This is a genomic window from Streptococcus dentasini, from assembly GCF_053206945.1.
Map to the genome: position 1 here is coordinate 37,627 of NZ_JBRUHS010000001.1, position 17,748 is coordinate 55,374.

The window sequence follows — 17,748 nt, forward strand, 5'->3', positions numbered from 1 at the left end:
GTATGACGAAAAACATTGTAACTCTAGCTGGTGATGGTATTGGTCCTGAAATTATGGCTGCCGGATTGAAGGTTCTTGAAGCTGTTGCTCATAAAACAGACTTTGCTTACAACATTGACGCTCAATTCTTTGGTGGTGCTGGCATTGATGCTAAGGGGCAGCCATTGCCGGAAGAGACCCTTGCAGCCAGCCGTCAGGCAGATGCTATCCTCCTAGCTGCTATTGGTGCCCCTCAATATGATACAGCACCTGTCCGACCGGAACAGGGGTTATTAGCCCTGCGTAAGGAGCTTAATCTATTTGCTAATATCCGTCCGGTAAAAATTTTTGATGCGCTCAAGCACCTATCTCCTCTTAAACCCGAGCGTATTGCAGGTGTTGATTTTGTTGTAGTACGCGAGCTGACGGGTGGAATCTACTTTGGGGAACACATTCTTGAGGAAGCAAAAGCGCGTGATATCAATGATTATTCAGAAGAAGAAATCCGTCGTATTCTGCGCAAAGCCTTTGATATCGCACGAAACCGCAGTAAAAAAGTAACCAGTATTGACAAACAAAATGTGCTTGCGACCTCTAAGCTTTGGCGTAAAGTGGCTGATGATCTTGCCAAAGATTATCCTGATGTTAGGCTGGAGCATCAGTTAGTGGACAGTGCAGCCATGCTGATGATTACTGATCCTGCCCGCTTCGATGTGGTTGTAACGGAAAATCTGTTTGGTGATATTCTTTCTGATGAATCTAGTGTCCTACCTGGGACACTTGGTGTTATGCCATCGGCTAGCCATTCAGAAAATGGTCCTAGCCTCTATGAGCCCATCCATGGGTCAGCGCCCGACATTGCTGGTCAGGGGATTGCTAATCCAATCAGCATGATTTTATCTGTCGCTATGATGCTGCGGGATTCTTTTGGTGAGATAAAGGGGGCTGATATGATTGAAGCAGCAGTGGATAAGACTCTTGCTCAAGGTATTTTTACGCGTGATTTAGGTGGTAATGCCGATACGGCTCAGATGACAGCCGCCATTATCGCTAATCTGTAAAAGTATGGTTATTGTTACTGTTGCTGGTCTCTTATTGGCATGGAACATCATTGCTTTTAGTCTTTACGGTTTGGATAAAAGGCGTGCTGTGAGAGGGGACTGGCGAATTTCTGAAAGGAGCTTGCTCTTTATGAGCTTAACAGGAGCAGGCATCGGTTCCTATCTAGCTGCCAGACTCTTTCGTCACAAAATCTTAAAATGGTATTTTAGAATTTGTTGGTATTTGGGACTGCTTATTGATGCAGTGATTATTTATGTCCTATGGAGTATGTAAAATGAGTGGAAAATCAATATTTGATAAGGTATGGGAACGTCATGTCATTACGGGACATGAAGGTGAGCCCCAGCTGATGTATGTGGATCAGCATTATATCCATGAAGTAACTAGTCCCCAGGCCTTTGATGGCCTGCGCGAAGCTGATCGTCAAGTACGCCGGCCGGATTTGACTTTTGGAACCTTTGATCATAATGTGCCGACAGTTAATATCTATGATATTCGTGACGCTATTTCCAAAGCCCAAATGGATGCCTTGGCGCGTAATGTTAAAGAATTTGGGATTCCCCACGCCCCTCATGGCTCCGAAAATCAGGGGATTGTCCATATGGTTGGGCCAGAAAGCGGCCGTACTCAGCCTGGGAAATTTATCGTCTGTGGTGATAGCCACACAGCTACTCATGGCGCTTTTGGTGCCATTGGCTTTGGTATCGGTACGACCGAGGTTGAGCATGTTTTTGCGACCCAAACCATCTGGCAGGTAAAGCCTAAGAAACTTTTGGTCCGCTTTATCGGGAAGCCGCAAAAGGGCGTTTATTCGAAAGACTATGTCCTAGCTCTTATTGCCCAGTATGGGGTAGCCGTCGGTGTCGGCCATGTTGTTGAGTATGTTGGTGAAGCCGTAGAGGCTTTGAGCATGGAAGAACGTATGACCATCTGCAACATGTCTATTGAATTTGGCTCAAAGATGGGGATTATGAATCCAGATCAAACTACTTTTGATTATGTCAAGGGGCGTCCAGAAGCACCTCAAGGTGAAGATTTTGAAGCAGCTGTAGCGGATTGGAAGACTTTAGTATCAGATCCTGATGCTAAATATGACAAAATCATTGAGGTGGATGTTTCAGAGCTTGCTCCTATGGTAACCTGGGGCACTAATCCATCCATGGGTGTGGCTTATGATCAACCTTTCCCTGAGATTCGTGATATGAATGATGAGCGTGCCTATAATTATATGGATCTTAAACCAGGTGAACACATTAAAGATATTGAGCTCGGTTATGTTTTTTTGGGTTCTTGTACTAATGCCCGTCTCAGCGACCTCAAGGTAGCGGCAGATTTTGTTAAGGGTAAACATATTGCTCCGAATCTAACGGCTATTGTGGTTCCAGGATCACGGCCAGTTAAGCGAGCGGCAGAAGATCTAGGTCTGGATAAAATTTTTATGGATGCTGGTTTTGAATGGCGCGATCCAGGCTGTTCGATGTGTTTGGGGATGAACCCTGACAAGGTCCCATCTGGAGTTCATGCAGCATCAACCAGCAACCGTAACTTTGAGGATCGTCAGGGTGTAGGTGCTAGAACTCATCTCTGTAGCCCTGCCATGGCGGCTGCAGCTGCAATTGCAGGTCGTTTTGTCGATGTCCGTCAACTTTCAGAAGCACAGTAAAGGATGGGCTGGCTAAGAACCAGCGAATAATTAATTTATGGAAAAATTTACAGTCTATACAGGGACAACAGTTCCTTTAATGAATGATAATATTGATACTGACCAAATACTTCCCAAGCAATTCCTCAAGCTGATTGATAAGAAAGGTTTTGGTAAGTACCTCATGTATGAGTGGCGTTATCTAGATGATAGCTACACAGAAAATCCGGACTTTGTATTCAACACTGCCCCCTACCGCAAGGCGACAATCCTGATCACAGGGGACAACTTTGGTGCTGGGTCATCGCGTGAGCACGCGGCCTGGGCCTTGGCTGATTATGGTTTTAAAGTGATTATCGCCGGCTCATTCGGTGATATTCACTACAACAACGACCTCAACAATGGAATTTTGCCTATCGTTCAGCCACTTGAGGTTCGCCAAAAACTAGCAGAACTGTCTCCGACGGATGAAGTGACGGTTGATCTCTATGAACAAAAGATCAATTCCCCCGTCGGTGAGTTCAGCTTTGAGATCGATGGTGATTGGAAACACAAACTCCTAAATGGACTGGACGATATCGGTATTACACTTCAGTACGAAGAGTTGATTGCTGAATACGAGAGAAATCGTCCGAGTTACTGGCAAGGTTGAATCAGAATTGGTATTTGAAAATTCAGAAAATTACTTGAAAAAGGACCTGTTTCATGCTAAAATGGTCAGGTCGATAATTGATTTAGATGGAGAAACTATTTTATGACTAAACATGTTCAATGGGATGGAAGCCTTAACCAAGAAGGCCTTGAAATTCTTAAAGGCGATGGTGGTTGTATTGTAACCCCAACAAAGGTTGGTTACATCATTATGACCAGTGATAAGGCTGGTTTGGAACGCAAGTTTGAAGCTAAAAACCGTAATCGCAATAAACCAGGAGTTGTCCTTTGCGGCAGTATGGACGAACTTCGTGCTCTTGCACAATTAACACCTGAAATTGAACGCTTCTACCAAAAACATTGGGATGAAGATATCCTTCTGGGTTGTATCCTTCCATGGCGTGAAGATGCTTACGCTAAGCTCCAAGCCTTTGGTGATGGGCGTGAAGAGTTAATGACTGACAGCCGTGGTACCTCATGTTTTGTCATCAAGTTTGGTGTTGCAGGTGAGCAGATTGCCAAAGAAATGTGGGAAAAAGAAGGCAAGATGGTTTATGCCTCATCTGCTAACCCATCAGGTAAGGGTAACCGCGGTAAAGTCGAAGGAATTGGTGAACGCATTGAATCGTCAGTCGACTTGGTTATTGAGGCTGATGACTATGTAGCTTCAATCCAATCGGATAAGACAATTGAAACCCGCTATGAACAAGGAGTCATGGTGTCTATGGTGGATAAAGATGGTAAGTTGATCCCTGAACAAGGTGAGGGCAGTCGCTCAATTGACAACTGTCCTGTCGTTATTCGCAAAGGTCTGGACATTGATAAGATCATGATGAACTTATCAGATATCTTTAACTCATGGAATTATCGCCAAGGCGAATATTATTAATTAGATTTACACGAACCTTTTCACGGCAAGTAAAATGAAATTGGGAAATTCACCAGTGGATTCTTGGAAATTCTAGGTGGATTTTTCTTTTTCACTCAGTTGTGCCGTTTGAGTTTAATTGAATAAGATAGCAATAAGGATTTTGCTGGGGGACAATTTCCGACAGAAAAATAGAAGCCCTTTGGAAATTTTGATTTTTGAGACAGACTATTTTTGCAAGAGAATTTATTTTAAATTTAATAAAGTAGGATATGACGCCCTTAAAAAGCAAAAATAAGAAATAAGACAGTCTTATTAAGCTCATAAAGTAATGATATAAAAGCATTATGGCTGTCAAATTTTAGTGTCTCTACTGAAGGGGGATTATTTGCTGATCTAGCGTCAAAACTAAAATTCAAAGGCTCGATTTTCCTGTCTAGCGCCAGCAGGTTTCAAGAGTTTTCCCTTTCTTTTGCACCTCTAAATTCGCCCGGCTCAATCTTTTTTGGTATAATAACCCTATGACAAATGTAGAAAAAAAATCACAATACGATTTACTTTTAGCGCAGTTAGAAGCCTTATTAGAAGGTGAAACTAACGCCCTTGCTAATCTGGCCAACGCCTCGGCTCTCCTGCGTCAGGGACTGCCTAACTCGGTCTTTACGGGGTTCTATCTGTATGATGGTAGTGAGTTGATTTTAGGCCCTTTTCAAGGACATGTTTCCTGTGTTCATATCGCTCTTGGAAAAGGGGTTTGTGGCGAAGCTGCTCAAAAAAATGAAACTTTGCTTGTTCAAGATGTAACCAAGCATGCTAATTATATTGCTTGTGATTCGGCTGCCATGTCAGAAATTGTTGTTCCCATGTACCATAAGGACCGCTTATTAGGTGTTTTAGACCTCGACTCTTCGCTTGTCAGTGATTACGATGAAATTGATCAGGACTATCTGGAGAGGTTTGTTGCCATTCTTGTGGATAAGACAGAATGGGATTTTGCCATGTTTGGAGTTGGAAAGTAATGTATCAGGCGCTTTATCGTAAATACCGCAGCCAGAGCTTTGGTGAACTAATTGGACAAGAAGTAGTGGCAACAACGCTTAAGCAGGCCGTAGCTTCTGGGAAAATCAGCCATGCTTATCTCTTCTCAGGTCCCCGCGGAACCGGTAAGACCAGTGTTGCTAAAATTTTTGCTAAGGCCATGAATTGCCCTAATCAGGTGGATGGCGAGCCCTGCAACACCTGTGATATCTGCCGCGATATTACAGAAGGCAGTTTGGAAGATGTCATTGAAATTGATGCCGCTTCTAATAATGGTGTTGATGAGATTCGGGAAATTCGCGATAAGTCAACTTATGCGCCGAGCCGAGCAACCCACAAGGTCTATATTATTGATGAAGTTCACATGCTTTCAACAGGGGCTTTCAATGCTTTACTTAAGACTTTAGAGGAGCCGACTGAGAATGTTGTCTTTATTCTAGCTACTACGGAATTGCATAAGATTCCCGCAACTATTCTGTCTCGAGTTCAGCGTTTTGAGTTTAAGGCTATCAAACAGGTAGCTATCCGTCAGCATCTGTCCGATATTTTAGAGCGTGAAAAGATTGCCTATGAACATGAAGCACTGACACTGATTGCCCGCCAAGCTGAGGGCGGGATGCGGGATGCTTTGTCAATTCTGGATCAGGCCCTTAGCTTATCTACTGACAACCAGATAACTGAAGCTATTGCCGAGGAAATTACAGGCAGTGTCGGCCAGCAAGCTCTAGATGATTATGTCGCTAAGTTGGCAGAGCACGATAGTTTAGCTGCTTTGGAAAACTTGCAAGTCATTTTTGACAGTGGCAAGAGTATGAGTCGCCTCGCTACAGACCTGCTAGGTTACCTACGAGACATACTGATGGTTCAGGTAGGAGGAGAGGTTCAACGAACTAGCCGAGTCTTTCAGGATAATATAGCTCTTCCTCAAGAACGTGTTTTTGCTATGATTGAGACAGTAACAGACTATCTACCTGAAATTAAGAATGGCACCCAGCCTAAGATCTATGCAGAAATGCTAACGATGAGACTAGCTGAACATGTCCAACATTCTGATAGGACTGACATCTCAGAAGAGTTAGAAGTCGAACTTAAACAGTTAAGACAAGAAGTTGCCCAGCTCAAGGAGCAGGTAGCTCAAGCAGACACGGCTCTTCCTGCTTTGACTAGTAAGCCCAGGGTTAAAACAAGCTTTACCTTTAAGGTTGATAAGGCTAAGATTCTAACCATAATGGAAGAAACCGTAGCAGATAGTCAACAGTCTCGTCAGTATTTGGATGCCTTGAAAAGCTCTTGGAATGAAATTTTGGATTCTATTGGTCCGCAGGATAGAGCTTTGTTGCTGGGATCGGAGCCTGTTTTAGCCAACAGTGAGAATGCAATCTTAGCTTTTCAGGCTGCCTTCAATGCTGAACAGGCTATGAAAAGGACAGATTTAAATACTGTCTTTGGTAATATCATGAGTCAGGCTGCTGGCTTCTCGCCCCAAATCATGGCAGTACCAAAAGCTGATTTTGAAGAAATTCGTACGGAATTTGCTCAAAAAATGCGAGGTTCAAAGGAAGAAACAGCAGTAGAAGAAGAAACTTCGCAAGAAGGACTTATTCCGGATGGTTTCGAATTTCTCTCTGGTAAGATTGATATTGAAGAAGATTAAAAAGGAAGGATATTGTCACTAAATAGTTATAATTTTCTTTCTGTGCAAAAAACCACCCAGTTGGATGGTTTTTTGCTATAATGAAGTATATGAATAGATTACAGTTTACCAGCATGGCTTTATGGTGTGCACTGGAAAGCTATTTTTTCAGTGATGCTCTGCTGACAGGACATTTTTGGATAGCTGCCTTTTGGGCTTTCCTACTAATACGTAATTTACAAAATGCCTATCTGGCTGATCGGCTCCTTAAAGAATTGCTCAAGTCCCTTCCTAAGTCTCCCAAGAAGAAAGACTGATTTCACCAGAATTTAGGACTTTGTCTTTGCCATTATCCAGTTGTACGACTAGCTGTCCACTGTCTGTAAGGTCACGAGCTAGGCCTGCATAGCTAACATGATTTTCTACAAAGGACACTCGTTTACCTAGAACGAGTGATTTTTCTTTATAGACTTTGAGGAGATCCTTCTCTGGCGTTTCAAAGAAGATCTTCCAAATTTCCCCAATCAGTTGGTTACGGCTAATGTCAGGCTGGCTGGTAAAAAGGCTGACGGCTTTTTCAGTCAGTTCAGCTGGAAACTGGGGGACAAAAAAGTTTAAGCCAACACCGATGATAACATCAGTTACTAAACCTGTCTCAATGGAGGTAATGGCTTCTGTTAGGATACCTGCTAGTTTTTTTTGCCCTAGATAAATATCATTAACCCACTTAATTTGGCAGTCCTTGCCACTGAGCCTAGAAATAGCTTTGACAATACTCGCAGCTGTCATGAGAGTGTAGGCCGGTGCTTTGTCATAAGTAATATTGGGCTGGAGGTGGAGAGACATGTAGATACCACCATTTTCTGGGGAGAAGAAGGGGCGTTCAAAGCGGCCATGTGCAGATTGTTGATTAGGAGCTACATAAAGAGCGGGGGCAGATTGTCCCTTTTGTATCCCTTCTTTAGCATCCTCTTGGGTTGAAGCGGAGTCTTCTTTAAGGTGGACAGCTATTCCCGTTGCTTGTGCGATGACCTCTGGTAGAAGTAGATCACCCTGAACTAGACGATAGCCTCGGGTTTTTAAGGAATCGATAACTAGTCCCTTGCTCTCAAGAGTTTTGATAGATTTCCAAACGGCTGTCCGAGAAACAGCTAGTTTCTGTGCTAGCTGTTCTCCACTGATGAAATCATTATTTTGTGCTAATAATAAATGATAGAGCTTTTCATAAGTTTTCATAGAATTTCCTTTGTGGTTGATTGTCTGATGTATTTAAGTTTATTTACAATAGTTAAGAATTATTCATTTAATACTCTGGCCTTAGATCCCTATTTTCTATGATTGTATCATAAACCGGTTAGTCTTAGAAGCCGTTTTAAGTCATTAAATAAAGTTATTTAATGAGTAGTGTGAAAAAAATAGGAACTTCCTGTCTTTTGTGATAAAATGATGGAGTTAGTGAGTCCCGAAAAGGTGGCCTGAGGATTTCTAAGTTATAGCTTAGCAGCTGTTGTACATTAATCAGGGCCAGTTCTTTGTAACTCGACAAAAAGTGGGACAAAAATCGGTCAATCGTAATAAAATTGCGATTTCGATTTTGTCGTCCCACCTCCGCACAGTTGATTAGGATAGTTGCTATCTCTTGCAAGGCAAAGGATAAGGATGTCCATTCAACTACTGCGTCAAACTGTTATATCTCAATTAATTTATGGAGGCAGGACTTTTGTCCCAGCCCCTTTAGGAAATTGAAATATCAATAATTCAGTTTGGCTTGCCGTCTCTAAAAATGATGAACGGTGAGTATTTCACATTTTATAAGGGGGGACATTTTTATGTCAGAACGTAAACTTTTCACGTCTGAGTCTGTATCGGAGGGGCATCCAGATAAGATTGCAGACCAAATTTCAGATGCTATTTTAGATGCTGTTTTGAAGCAAGATCCAGATGCTCACGTAGCAGCTGAGACAGCAGTATATACAGGCTCCGTCCATGTTTTCGGAGAAATATCGACGACAGCCTATATTGATATCAACCGAATCGTGCGTGAGACTATCGCTGAAATCGGCTATGATAAAGCAGAGTATGGCTTTTCCGCTGACTCTGTCGGGGTTCATCCATCTTTAGTAGAACAATCTACTGACATTGCTCAAGGGGTCAATGAGGCCTTGGAAGCCCGTCAAGGTCAGGAAGATGATCTGAACTTGATTGGTGCTGGTGATCAGGGCCTGATGTTTGGATTCGCAGTCAATGAGACACCTGAATTCATGCCCTTACCAATTTCACTTTCTCATCAATTGGTAAGGAAATTAGCAGAACTCCGTAAATCAGGGACAATTGCTTACCTTCGCCCAGATGCCAAGTCTCAGGTCACAGTAGAGTACGATGAAAATGACCAGCCAGCACGTATAGATACAGTAGTTATTTCCACGCAACACGACCCAGAAGTCAGCAACGAGCAAATTCGCCAAGACGTTATTGAACGAGTCATCAAGGAAGTCATCCCTGCTAAATACTTGGATGAGCAAACTAAGTTTTTCATCAATCCAACAGGCCGTTTCGTTATTGGCGGCCCTCAAGGCGATTCTGGTTTGACAGGTCGTAAAATTATTGTGGACACTTACGGTGGTTACTCCCGTCATGGTGGCGGTGCCTTCTCTGGTAAGGATGCGACCAAGGTAGACCGTTCTGCTTCCTATGCCGCTCGCTATATCGCTAAAAATATTGTGGCTGCTGGTTTGGCTGATAAAGCGGAAGTTCAACTAGCTTATGCTATCGGCGTGGCTCATCCGGTATCTGTCCGTGTTGATACTTTTGGTACGGCTACCGTATCAGAATCAGCTTTGGAAAAGGCAGTGCGCCAAACTTTCGATCTGCGTCCAGCAGGTATTATCCAAATGCTAGGCCTCAAGCGTCCGATTTACAAACAAACTGCTGCCTATGGTCACATGGGACGAACCGATATCGACCTGCCATGGGAAAAGTTAGATAAGGTTGAAGCTTTAAAGGCTTCCATCAGTCAATAGTATTAGCGGCAAAGTTCCTTCGGCGGAGCTTTGCCTTTTCTATTCAGACTTATTGTCAAAAACCTTAATCTTTGCTATAATAAAAAGGTTGAATTCAAGGATATAGAAAGAACACATAGGGTATGCGAAAAATTATTATCAATGGTGGTAGGCCGCTGTCTGGTGAAGTGGCTGTATCAGGAGCGAAGAATAGTGTCGTCGCTTTGATTCCAGCCATTATCCTAGCAGATGATATTGTAACGTTAGATGGTGTGCCTGCTATCAGTGATGTGGACAGTCTGGTAGAAATCATGGAAATCATGGGGGCTAAGATCAAGAGAGAAGGTGATACACTTGAAATTGATCCCCGCGGTGTCGAAGATATGCCTATGCCTTTTGGCAAAATCAATAGTCTGCGGGCTTCTTACTATTTCTATGGCAGTCTGCTAGGACGCTTTGGACAGGCCGTGGTTGGCTTACCAGGTGGCTGCGATTTAGGTCCCCGACCTATTGATCTGCATCTCAAGGCCTTCGAAGCCATGGGAGCCAGTATTTCCTATGAAGATGAGGCTATGCGCTTGGCTACTAGCGGTCAGCCCATGAAAGGTGCCCATATCTATATGGATACTGTTAGTGTAGGTGCCACTATCAATACTATGCTAGCAGCTGTCAAGGCGCAAGGGCGTACTGTTATCGAAAACGCTGCGCGTGAACCTGAAATCATTGATGTTGCTACCCTACTTAACAATATGGGAGCACGAGTTCGCGGTGCTGGTACTAATATGATTACTATTGATGGTGTTGAGCGTCTAGGCGGAACTCGTCATCAAGTTATTCCTGATCGTATTGAAGCTGGAACTTATATTGCTATGGCAGCAACTATTGGTGAGGGCATCCGTATAACCAATGTTCTCTATGAGCATTTGGATAGTTTTATCTCGAAGTTGGAAGAAATGGGCGTCCGCATGGTCATTGATGAAGATGCGATCTTTGTTGAAAAGCAAGATGGCCTCAAGGCTATTTCTGTTCGAACAGCACCTTATCCCGGATTTGCAACTGACTTGCAGCAGCCGATTACACCGCTCTTGCTAACTGCTAGCGGTCGTGGAACGATTCAGGACACTATATATGAAAAAAGGGTCAACCATGTTGCTGAATTAGCACGTATGGGAGCAGATATTTCTGTTCTTGGTGGTCAGATTGTCTATAATGGGCCAAGTCAGCTGACGGGGGCTGCAGTCAAGGCTACCGATTTGCGAGCGGGAGCTGCTCTGGTGACTGCTGGCCTTATGGCCAAGGGAAAGACTGAGATTACCAATATTGAGTTTATCCTACGTGGTTATGCCAATATTATTGAAAAGCTGAGAGCCTTAGGTGCTGATATTGCTTTAGTAGAAGAATAAAAGAAAATCTGATTCATTCAAATAATGGGTCAGATTTTTTATTATCTTGATTAGTAATAAAAAATTCCAGAAAATGCTGCAAAGAATCCAGATTTTTGACAGATAGCTTAGGAAGTCATAAAATACATTATACTAGGAGGTTAAGATGGCTATATATGACTGCAAAGTCCGTATGTGCATTGTCTTAATCTCGATACCTTTAAAGGAGGAAGTGTAAAATGAATATTTTTATCATTGGAGCTAATGGCAGGGTTGCTCAAGAGTTGACTCAACAATTGCTAAAAGATGGTCACACTATCTATGCTGGTGTAAGGGATATTAGCAAACTTCAGGCGACTGATAGAGTTATTCCTATTTCATTTGATCTGCATGATGATCCTGATGTAATGGCTGAAAAATTTAAGGATATGGATGCTGTCTATTTTATGGCCGGATCTCGTGGGAAGGATCTCTTGCAGACAGATGCTTTCGGCGCTGTCAAGTCTATGCAGGCTGCCCAACAAATTGGTGTCAGACGCTATATCCTTCTGAGTTCCTTGTTTGCGACAGAACCTGGAAAGTGGCATCAAACCGGTCTCGATCAACTGACCAACTATAATATTGCGAAATTCTTTGCAGATAATTATCTTATAACGCAGACAGATTTAGACTATACAATTTTACAGCCAGGCGGACTGGTTGAAGAGGCAGGGACAGGACAGGTAAATTTAGCTCCCACCAAGGTCGGTAGTAATCCGATTCCAGATGTTGCTTCAGTCTTGGCTAAGCTGCTTCAGTATGATAATACTATCGGTAAGGTTATCCAAATGACACAAGGGCAGGTTGACTTAGAAGAAGCTTTGAAAAAGCTCTAAGCGGCTGGGAAGCCCCACCATATATCAATTATGGTCAGTTGTGTATTGATTGTAGAATAATCGTTTAATGGTTTTCATAGGTAGGAGGAAGAATGAAAACGAACCGGTTTGATGAGATTGTTTTGGGGCGTAAATCTATACGCATCTATGACGAGGCAGTAAAAATTTCTCGCGGCGAGATACTAGACATGCTCGATGAGGCAGTAACAGCACCATCTTCTGTTAACATGCAGCCATGGCGCTTTATTGTTATCGATAGTCAAGAAGGAAAGCAACAGTTATCTCCCCTTCTAAAGACCAATCAAATCCAGAATGAAACTGCTTCGGCTATGGTTTTGATCTTTGGTGATTTACAATGCTATCGTTACGGTGAAAAAATCTATAATAAAGCAGTAGAAAAAGGCAAGATGTCTAAGGAGATTCGTGATTCCCAATTAGACAGAATCATTCCGTTTTATCAAAGCTTGGATCGCGATACTATGACCAGCATTGTCAAAATTGATGCCAGTCTAGCGGCTATGCAGCTAATGTTAGTGGCACGTGCCCATGGTTATGATACTAATCCTATTGGTGGATTTGAAGCTGATCAGCTGGCACAAACATTCGGTTTAGAACAAGAACGCTATGTCCCAGTAATGATTCTAGCTCTTGGAAAAGCCAAAGAGCAAGGGCACGAATCTGTTCGTCTTAAGGCTGAGCAGATTACAGAATTTAAGTAGATCTGCCCAAAAGATTAGAAAGAAGACAAGATGAAACTGTCAGTATTGAATTTAGTGCCCTTGCGCCAAGGGCAAACTTACAGGGAAGCTATAGATGATATGGTTAACTTGGCACGAAAGCTAGAAAATTTAGGTTATAGCCGCCTTTGGATAGCTGAACACCATAATATGAAAAGTATTGCTTCCAGCGCCACGGTACTCCTCATGCAACATGCCCTAGCCAATACCACCAGTATTCGTATTGGTTCCGGTGGGATTATGCTCCCTAACCACAGTCCTTACATTGTGGCCGAGCAGATTGGTACCTTAGCTACTCTTTATCCTAACCGATTAGATTTGGGCTTAGGACGTGCACCGGGAACTGATATGGTAACGGCTAAAGCTCTGCGCAGAATTGATGATCTTAATCCTCATTTTGCAGAGGATGTGGCTGAGCTGGCAGGTTATTTTAGAGATACGAATCCCGTTCATGCCTATCCAGCAGCTGGTTTAGCCGTTCCCTTCTATATTCTCGGCTCAAGCACAGATAGTGCTTACCTAGCTGCTAAGTTAGGGCTGCCTTATTCTTTTGCTTCTCATTTTGCACCAGCTATGATGGAGGAAGCAGTAGCTATTTACCGCAGAAATTTTAAGCCATCAGAAAACTTAGCTGAGCCTTATGTGATATTAGGAGCCAATGCAGTACTAGCTGACAGTGATGAAGAAGCCAAGCGCCTGGCTACTACCCAGCTGCAATCTTTCCTTGGCATCGTTACAGGTGATCCCAGTGGGCTTTTCCCTCCACTTGAAGATGAGGAGGCGGTTTGGCAGGACTATATTCAGGCAACTAAGGTTCCGCACTTTGGACCGATAGCGTTTGAGCGTAAGGATATTATTCATCGTGAGAAATTAATTGTTAAACAGATGTCGCAGATTTCTCTTATCGGTAGTCTAGAGACAGCTTCCAAACAGCTGGACGAACTTAGAAACAGGGTGGACTTTGACGAGCTCATTGTCAATAGTTATATCTATGACCAGAAGGCTCAGGGTCATTCTTTTGAACTGTTAAAAAGTATGGTCGATACATTTTAAAATCAAAAAACCACCTAAGTCTGTGAAATGACTTAAGGTGGCTTTTTGATTGACATTACTGCCGAGGAAACGATGCTTGCTGCTGTGGATCTTGAGGTTGATCAAAGTTCTTAAGTGAAACCAGATAAATGATACCAGCGATGATAATGCACAAGTCAGCAAAAAATCCCAAAATAAACCCTGCCGGAAATGCCACAATGAACAAAATATGAGCTGCTAGGGGGACATTTTTATTTGCTTTAAATTTAACCGTAGCAATAATTCCCATCACTAGAGCGGCAATTCGAATGATATAAGTGGGGAAAGAAAGAAATACTACCCCACTTTTTGCCAACTGTTCTGCATCATTTCCGTTCATTAAGATATAGACAGTTAGAATCCCCGTACAAATACAGGCAATAACTCCCCCAATCACCCCCAGCAAGCCATTAGCCTTAGCCAAGGTGCGTAGACCATTTGTGGATGTATTCATATTAAAACTCCTTAAAATTTTATTATAGTTAGTTTAGCAAATTTATTAGTCAAAATCAATGTAAAGTTAAGGTATAATAAAGATTTTCCCAGTATAGCTGGAGCACTACAGCTAGCTCAAAATAACACGACCAACTTGGTTTGCCCTCTAGATTGTTTATAGAAGAGGTGACAGCAAGCAGTAACAGATTTAGGTTTATAAACCATTGCTTATCAAGTTAGCTGTGCTGTAAGCTTCAGAATTTTGTGCGTGTCCCTTTCCTTTATCATTTAGAATTAACACCAAGTGATAACTTCTTAAAAAATTAGATAGTAGAGAATGAACACTTCTATTGACCAAACTATCTCAATGTAGTAATATACTTTTTGTAACAATAAAGGTGAGGAAAGAAATGATTAAAGCGATTGAACTCTATTTAGTAACGGATAAAAACGGCTTAGAAGCGGTTGATTTTTATAAGAAGGTATTTGATGCCACGGTTCTTAATCTAACAACCTTTGGCCAAGCAATTCCTGATGTTCCTGATAAAAATAAGGACCTGCTCCTCAATGCCCAGTTAGATATTAATGGCATCCGCTTGCAGATTTCGGATAATAATCCTGAAGCTGATTATGTTTTGGGAAATAATATTTCGGCCTGCCTGCAGCTTGAAGATGAGAAGCAGGCTCGCAAGCTTTATGACCAATTGGCGATAGATGCCCGTGCAATTGAGTTGGAACTGCAAGAGACGCCGTGGAGTCCAGCTTATGGCATTATTGTGGATAAATTTGGTATGATTTGGCAAATCAATACAGATATTGAAGGTTTTGTGTAGGATAACGTTAACTTTTAGGACAATGAAGAGGCTGATTGGGGACGATCCGATTTTCCTTATGCTATAATGGAGGTAGAAAATGTTAAACAAAGAAGTAGAGATTATGCTCTACGTGGATGACGTTGCAGCAGAAAAAGAATTTTGGCAGGCTATCGGGTGTAAGATTGTCAGCCAATCGAGAATTCAAGGTTTCGAAACCTTTAGTATGCGGCCGACGATGGACAGTGCAGCGTTATTTACGATTTATGATAAAGAGTATATTCGTCAAGTATCGCCAGAGCTTGTAGATAATCAGCCTAGTCTTCTTTTTGAAAGTGAAGAACTTTTGCAGCTACATGCTAAAATATCTGAGTTGACTGAGCAGATCAGTCCGCTTCAGACGGAGCCTTTTCCTAGCTTTAATTTTGCTAGCCCTAGTGGTCATTACTACGCCGTCAAGGGAATCTAAATCCGCTAGAGATACCCCTTGGATGCTAGAAAGCAACGCTGTTTAAAGGTTTAAAGATCCAGCAGGTGGTGGGCTAAAAAAGCTGATTTATCAGTATCCTTCTTTCTTTTATACTAGGATGGCCTCTAGTATAAAGGAATAAGAAGATCAGACAGCTACCAATATTAAAGCATTGCTCTTCTTATTTTAGGTGAGTAGCATGCAAAAAGGGGTTCGCCACTAAACGGCCTTTTTCTGGTAATGACATTATGGATTGAGATTACTTAAGAAGCAGAGACAGCAGCCACCTAAAAATATGCTCACTACTCTGGGATATAAATATTTTTCGTCCAAAGAACGTGCGGTTTCTCTTCAAGTTTATTCATTGAGCCAATATGGAGATCAATCTTCCCCAGTCCTATTTCTCCTACGTCCAAAATCTCTTCGAATTTTGGAAGTCCTTCATTTTCTTATGAAAGCGAGTTGGTTATATGGTTATTAGACGTGCTAAGATAAATGATATTCCGGCCTTAGAAAAGCTATTAGAAGAAATTCTGCTTGTACATCATGCTGTACGCCCAGATTTATTCAGACAAGAGGGGAAAAAGTTTTCCCACCAAGAGTTAGAAGCTTTAATCCCTGATGATCAAAAGCCGATTTTTGTTTATGAAAATGACCAGGGGCAGATTATAGGTCATCTTTTTATGGTTCTTGAAACTCATGACGGCAGTACCGATCAACCGCGTAAAACGCTTTTTATTGATGATCTTTGTGTCGCAGCAGCAGCGCGTGGTCAGCAGATCGGTCAAGAGCTCTTTGATTTTGCGCGTGCCTATGCCAAGCAGTGTGGATGTTATAATTTGACTCTTCACGTTTGGAACGCTAACGAAGGAGCTTTACGCTTTTATGAAAGACAGGGGTTGAAAGCCCAATACACCTCAATGGAAGAGATTTTATAGCCCTATCTGTGATCTAAAGCCCCCTCTTACTAGTATGGTAAAAAGTGAAAAAGTTTTGTAAATAGCTTACAAAACTTTTTTGTTTATGCTAGACTGGTAGAAGGTCAATAACCAAGAAAAGCTGATACTCTTTAACATCAACATCATGTCTTACTTACAAATCCAGCTTCGTTGACCTTTTAGGGTTTGGCGTAGAAACTCAAACATCAGTGGATTTTCTTAGGGCTGTTGCGACACGAGTCATAGAAGTTAAATGCACTTGAATAGGTAACCAGCAACTAGTAAGGTAGCTAAGCGACCTCGCAATAGCAGTCTAGCCACTACCCTTAATTAATGAGACATGAGGGACTGTTTTTTAATTTCTAGACAGTGGCTTTAAACAGTCTCTTTCCAGAGCATTTTAGATTATTAAGATGTCACGTCGCTTAGGCTACTTTTGATTTTCTTTGAGTAAGAACATTAGAGGAGTTAGGCTTTTAAATATAACTATTAGAAGTGGAGTGTAGGATGCCCCGTAATTTTAAAGAAGCAGTATTATTTACTTGTCTTATGTGTGGATTAATGGTCTGCGGTATGAGTCTGTGGAATTTATTCGTTCTTGATTTGGTAGGTGTTGCAAAATTTTCTTGGCACCATTTTCTAACTGGCTTTTTACCAGGATTTACTGTTGCTTTTCTTTTAGATATGCTGATTGTAGGCCCCCTAGCAAAAGGAATTGCCTTTCGTATTTTGCACCATCTTAGGGCACATGATAAGCGCTGGGCTAAGATTTTAGCCATTTCTGGAACTATGTGTCTCTTTATGGTGACTTGTATGTCAATCTACGGTCTGCTCTATAATGGTCGTCCGCTTACTTTTGCGGCTTATGGTCAAGCATGGCTGACTAATCTTATTTTTGCCCTGCCCCTGAATTTTTTGGTAGCAGGACCCATCTCTCGCTTTATCCTAGGTCACATACAAAAGCCTTTGCCAGGTGAAGAAACTGTTGAAGACTTTGATGATGATGATGAGTTACCAACTATTATCTAAAAGATTTCACAGATAAGGCAATTGAATATATGGCATAAAACAAGTGTAAAAAACTTAAAACAGGAGTGGCAGCAGAAAATCACTTATTGATCATTTTGATTTTCTTGGTTATTTCTGTTTTTTTAGTG

Annotated in this window: 19 protein-coding genes; 17 read left to right on the plus strand and 2 right to left on the minus strand. The window is 42.1% G+C overall.

Features of this window, described 5'->3' with window-relative positions:
• Window positions 1-2 precede the first annotated feature (2 nt).
• From leuB to ACVR1G_RS00195, 8 genes are all read left to right on the plus strand, one after another.
• Window positions 3-1,040, plus strand: coding sequence for a 3-isopropylmalate dehydrogenase (gene leuB, locus ACVR1G_RS00160; RefSeq protein WP_447451206.1), 1,038 nt, complete (start codon window positions 3-5; stop codon window positions 1,038-1,040).
• 4 nt (window positions 1,041-1,044) lie between these two features.
• The gene (locus tag ACVR1G_RS00165; RefSeq protein ID WP_447451207.1) at window positions 1,045-1,314 is read left to right on the plus strand and encodes a DUF1294 domain-containing protein; all 270 of its coding nucleotides are present in this window, start codon (window positions 1,045-1,047) and stop codon (window positions 1,312-1,314) included.
• A 1-nt stretch (window position 1,315) separates the two neighbouring features.
• Window positions 1,316-2,704, plus strand: coding sequence for a 3-isopropylmalate dehydratase large subunit (gene leuC, locus ACVR1G_RS00170; protein WP_447451208.1), 1,389 nt, complete (start codon window positions 1,316-1,318; stop codon window positions 2,702-2,704).
• A 37-nt stretch (window positions 2,705-2,741) separates the two neighbouring features.
• Window positions 2,742-3,335 carry a 3-isopropylmalate dehydratase small subunit gene (gene leuD, locus ACVR1G_RS00175; protein ID WP_447451209.1) on the plus strand — a complete coding sequence of 198 codons (594 nt, stop codon included), beginning with the start codon at window positions 2,742-2,744 and terminating at the stop codon, window positions 3,333-3,335.
• 102 nt (window positions 3,336-3,437) lie between these two features.
• Window positions 3,438-4,223, plus strand: a complete 786-nt coding sequence (locus ACVR1G_RS00180) for an L-threonylcarbamoyladenylate synthase (RefSeq protein WP_447451210.1) — start codon at window positions 3,438-3,440, stop codon at window positions 4,221-4,223.
• Between the two features lie 500 nt (window positions 4,224-4,723).
• On the plus strand, window positions 4,724-5,221 hold the full coding sequence (gene msrC, locus ACVR1G_RS00185) for a free L-methionine (R)-S-oxide reductase MsrC (RefSeq protein ID WP_447451211.1): 498 nt from the start codon (window positions 4,724-4,726) through the stop codon (window positions 5,219-5,221).
• Window positions 5,221-6,894, plus strand: a complete 1,674-nt coding sequence (gene dnaX, locus ACVR1G_RS00190) for a DNA polymerase III subunit gamma/tau (protein ID WP_447451212.1) — start codon at window positions 5,221-5,223, stop codon at window positions 6,892-6,894. The genes msrC and dnaX overlap by 1 nt, the downstream gene beginning before the upstream one ends.
• An 89-nt stretch (window positions 6,895-6,983) precedes the next feature.
• Window positions 6,984-7,190 (plus strand): DUF3272 family protein, encoded by a 207-nt coding sequence (locus tag ACVR1G_RS00195; protein ID WP_447451213.1) that lies wholly within the window; start codon window positions 6,984-6,986, stop codon window positions 7,188-7,190.
• On the opposite strand, the gene birA is transcribed toward ACVR1G_RS00195, so the two are convergent.
• The gene (birA, locus tag ACVR1G_RS00200) at window positions 7,165-8,109 is read right to left on the minus strand and encodes a bifunctional biotin--[acetyl-CoA-carboxylase] ligase/biotin operon repressor BirA (protein ID WP_447451214.1); all 945 of its coding nucleotides are present in this window, start codon (window positions 8,107-8,109) and stop codon (window positions 7,165-7,167) included. The two genes, ACVR1G_RS00195 and birA, sit on opposite strands and share 26 nt — an antisense overlap.
• A 593-nt stretch (window positions 8,110-8,702) precedes the next feature.
• On the opposite strand from birA, the gene metK reads away from it, so the two are divergent.
• The 5 genes from metK (at window position 8,703) to ACVR1G_RS00225 (ending at window position 13,919) form a co-directional block, all read left to right on the plus strand.
• Window positions 8,703-9,893: a methionine adenosyltransferase gene (gene metK, locus ACVR1G_RS00205; RefSeq protein WP_447451215.1), complete on the plus strand. Its 1,191-nt coding sequence runs from the start codon at window positions 8,703-8,705 to the stop codon at window positions 9,891-9,893.
• A 122-nt stretch (window positions 9,894-10,015) separates the two neighbouring features.
• A complete protein-coding gene (murA, locus tag ACVR1G_RS00210; protein WP_447451216.1) occupies window positions 10,016-11,275 on the plus strand; it encodes a UDP-N-acetylglucosamine 1-carboxyvinyltransferase in 1,260 nt (419 codons plus the stop codon).
• A 218-nt stretch (window positions 11,276-11,493) separates the two neighbouring features.
• Window positions 11,494-12,129: an SDR family oxidoreductase gene (locus ACVR1G_RS00215; RefSeq protein ID WP_447451217.1), complete on the plus strand. Its 636-nt coding sequence runs from the start codon at window positions 11,494-11,496 to the stop codon at window positions 12,127-12,129.
• A 92-nt stretch (window positions 12,130-12,221) separates the two neighbouring features.
• Window positions 12,222-12,848, plus strand: a complete 627-nt coding sequence (locus ACVR1G_RS00220; protein WP_447451218.1) for a nitroreductase family protein — start codon at window positions 12,222-12,224, stop codon at window positions 12,846-12,848.
• A 30-nt stretch (window positions 12,849-12,878) separates the two neighbouring features.
• Complete coding sequence (locus ACVR1G_RS00225) at window positions 12,879-13,919, plus strand: LLM class flavin-dependent oxidoreductase (RefSeq protein WP_447451219.1); 1,041 nt, start codon at window positions 12,879-12,881, stop codon at window positions 13,917-13,919.
• Window positions 13,920-13,974: 55 nt separating this feature from the next.
• On the opposite strand, the gene ACVR1G_RS00230 is transcribed toward ACVR1G_RS00225, so the two are convergent.
• Window positions 13,975-14,391, minus strand: a complete 417-nt coding sequence (locus ACVR1G_RS00230) for a hypothetical protein (protein WP_447451220.1) — start codon at window positions 14,389-14,391, stop codon at window positions 13,975-13,977.
• A gap of 391 nt (window positions 14,392-14,782) precedes the next feature.
• Between ACVR1G_RS00230 and ACVR1G_RS00235 the strand changes: the two genes are divergently transcribed.
• The 4 genes from ACVR1G_RS00235 (at window position 14,783) to ACVR1G_RS00250 (ending at window position 17,620) form a co-directional block, all read left to right on the plus strand.
• A complete protein-coding gene (locus ACVR1G_RS00235; protein WP_447451221.1) occupies window positions 14,783-15,205 on the plus strand; it encodes a VOC family protein in 423 nt (140 codons plus the stop codon).
• 79 nt (window positions 15,206-15,284) lie between these two features.
• Entirely contained in the window at window positions 15,285-15,653 is a 369-nt protein-coding gene (locus ACVR1G_RS00240) for a VOC family protein (RefSeq protein ID WP_447451222.1), read from the plus strand.
• Between the two features lie 470 nt (window positions 15,654-16,123).
• Window positions 16,124-16,591: a GNAT family N-acetyltransferase gene (locus ACVR1G_RS00245; RefSeq protein WP_447451223.1), complete on the plus strand. Its 468-nt coding sequence runs from the start codon at window positions 16,124-16,126 to the stop codon at window positions 16,589-16,591.
• A 507-nt stretch (window positions 16,592-17,098) separates the two neighbouring features.
• Window positions 17,099-17,620 carry a DUF2798 domain-containing protein gene (locus ACVR1G_RS00250; RefSeq protein WP_447451224.1) on the plus strand — a complete coding sequence of 174 codons (522 nt, stop codon included), beginning with the start codon at window positions 17,099-17,101 and terminating at the stop codon, window positions 17,618-17,620.
• Window positions 17,621-17,748: the final 128 nt, after the last annotated feature.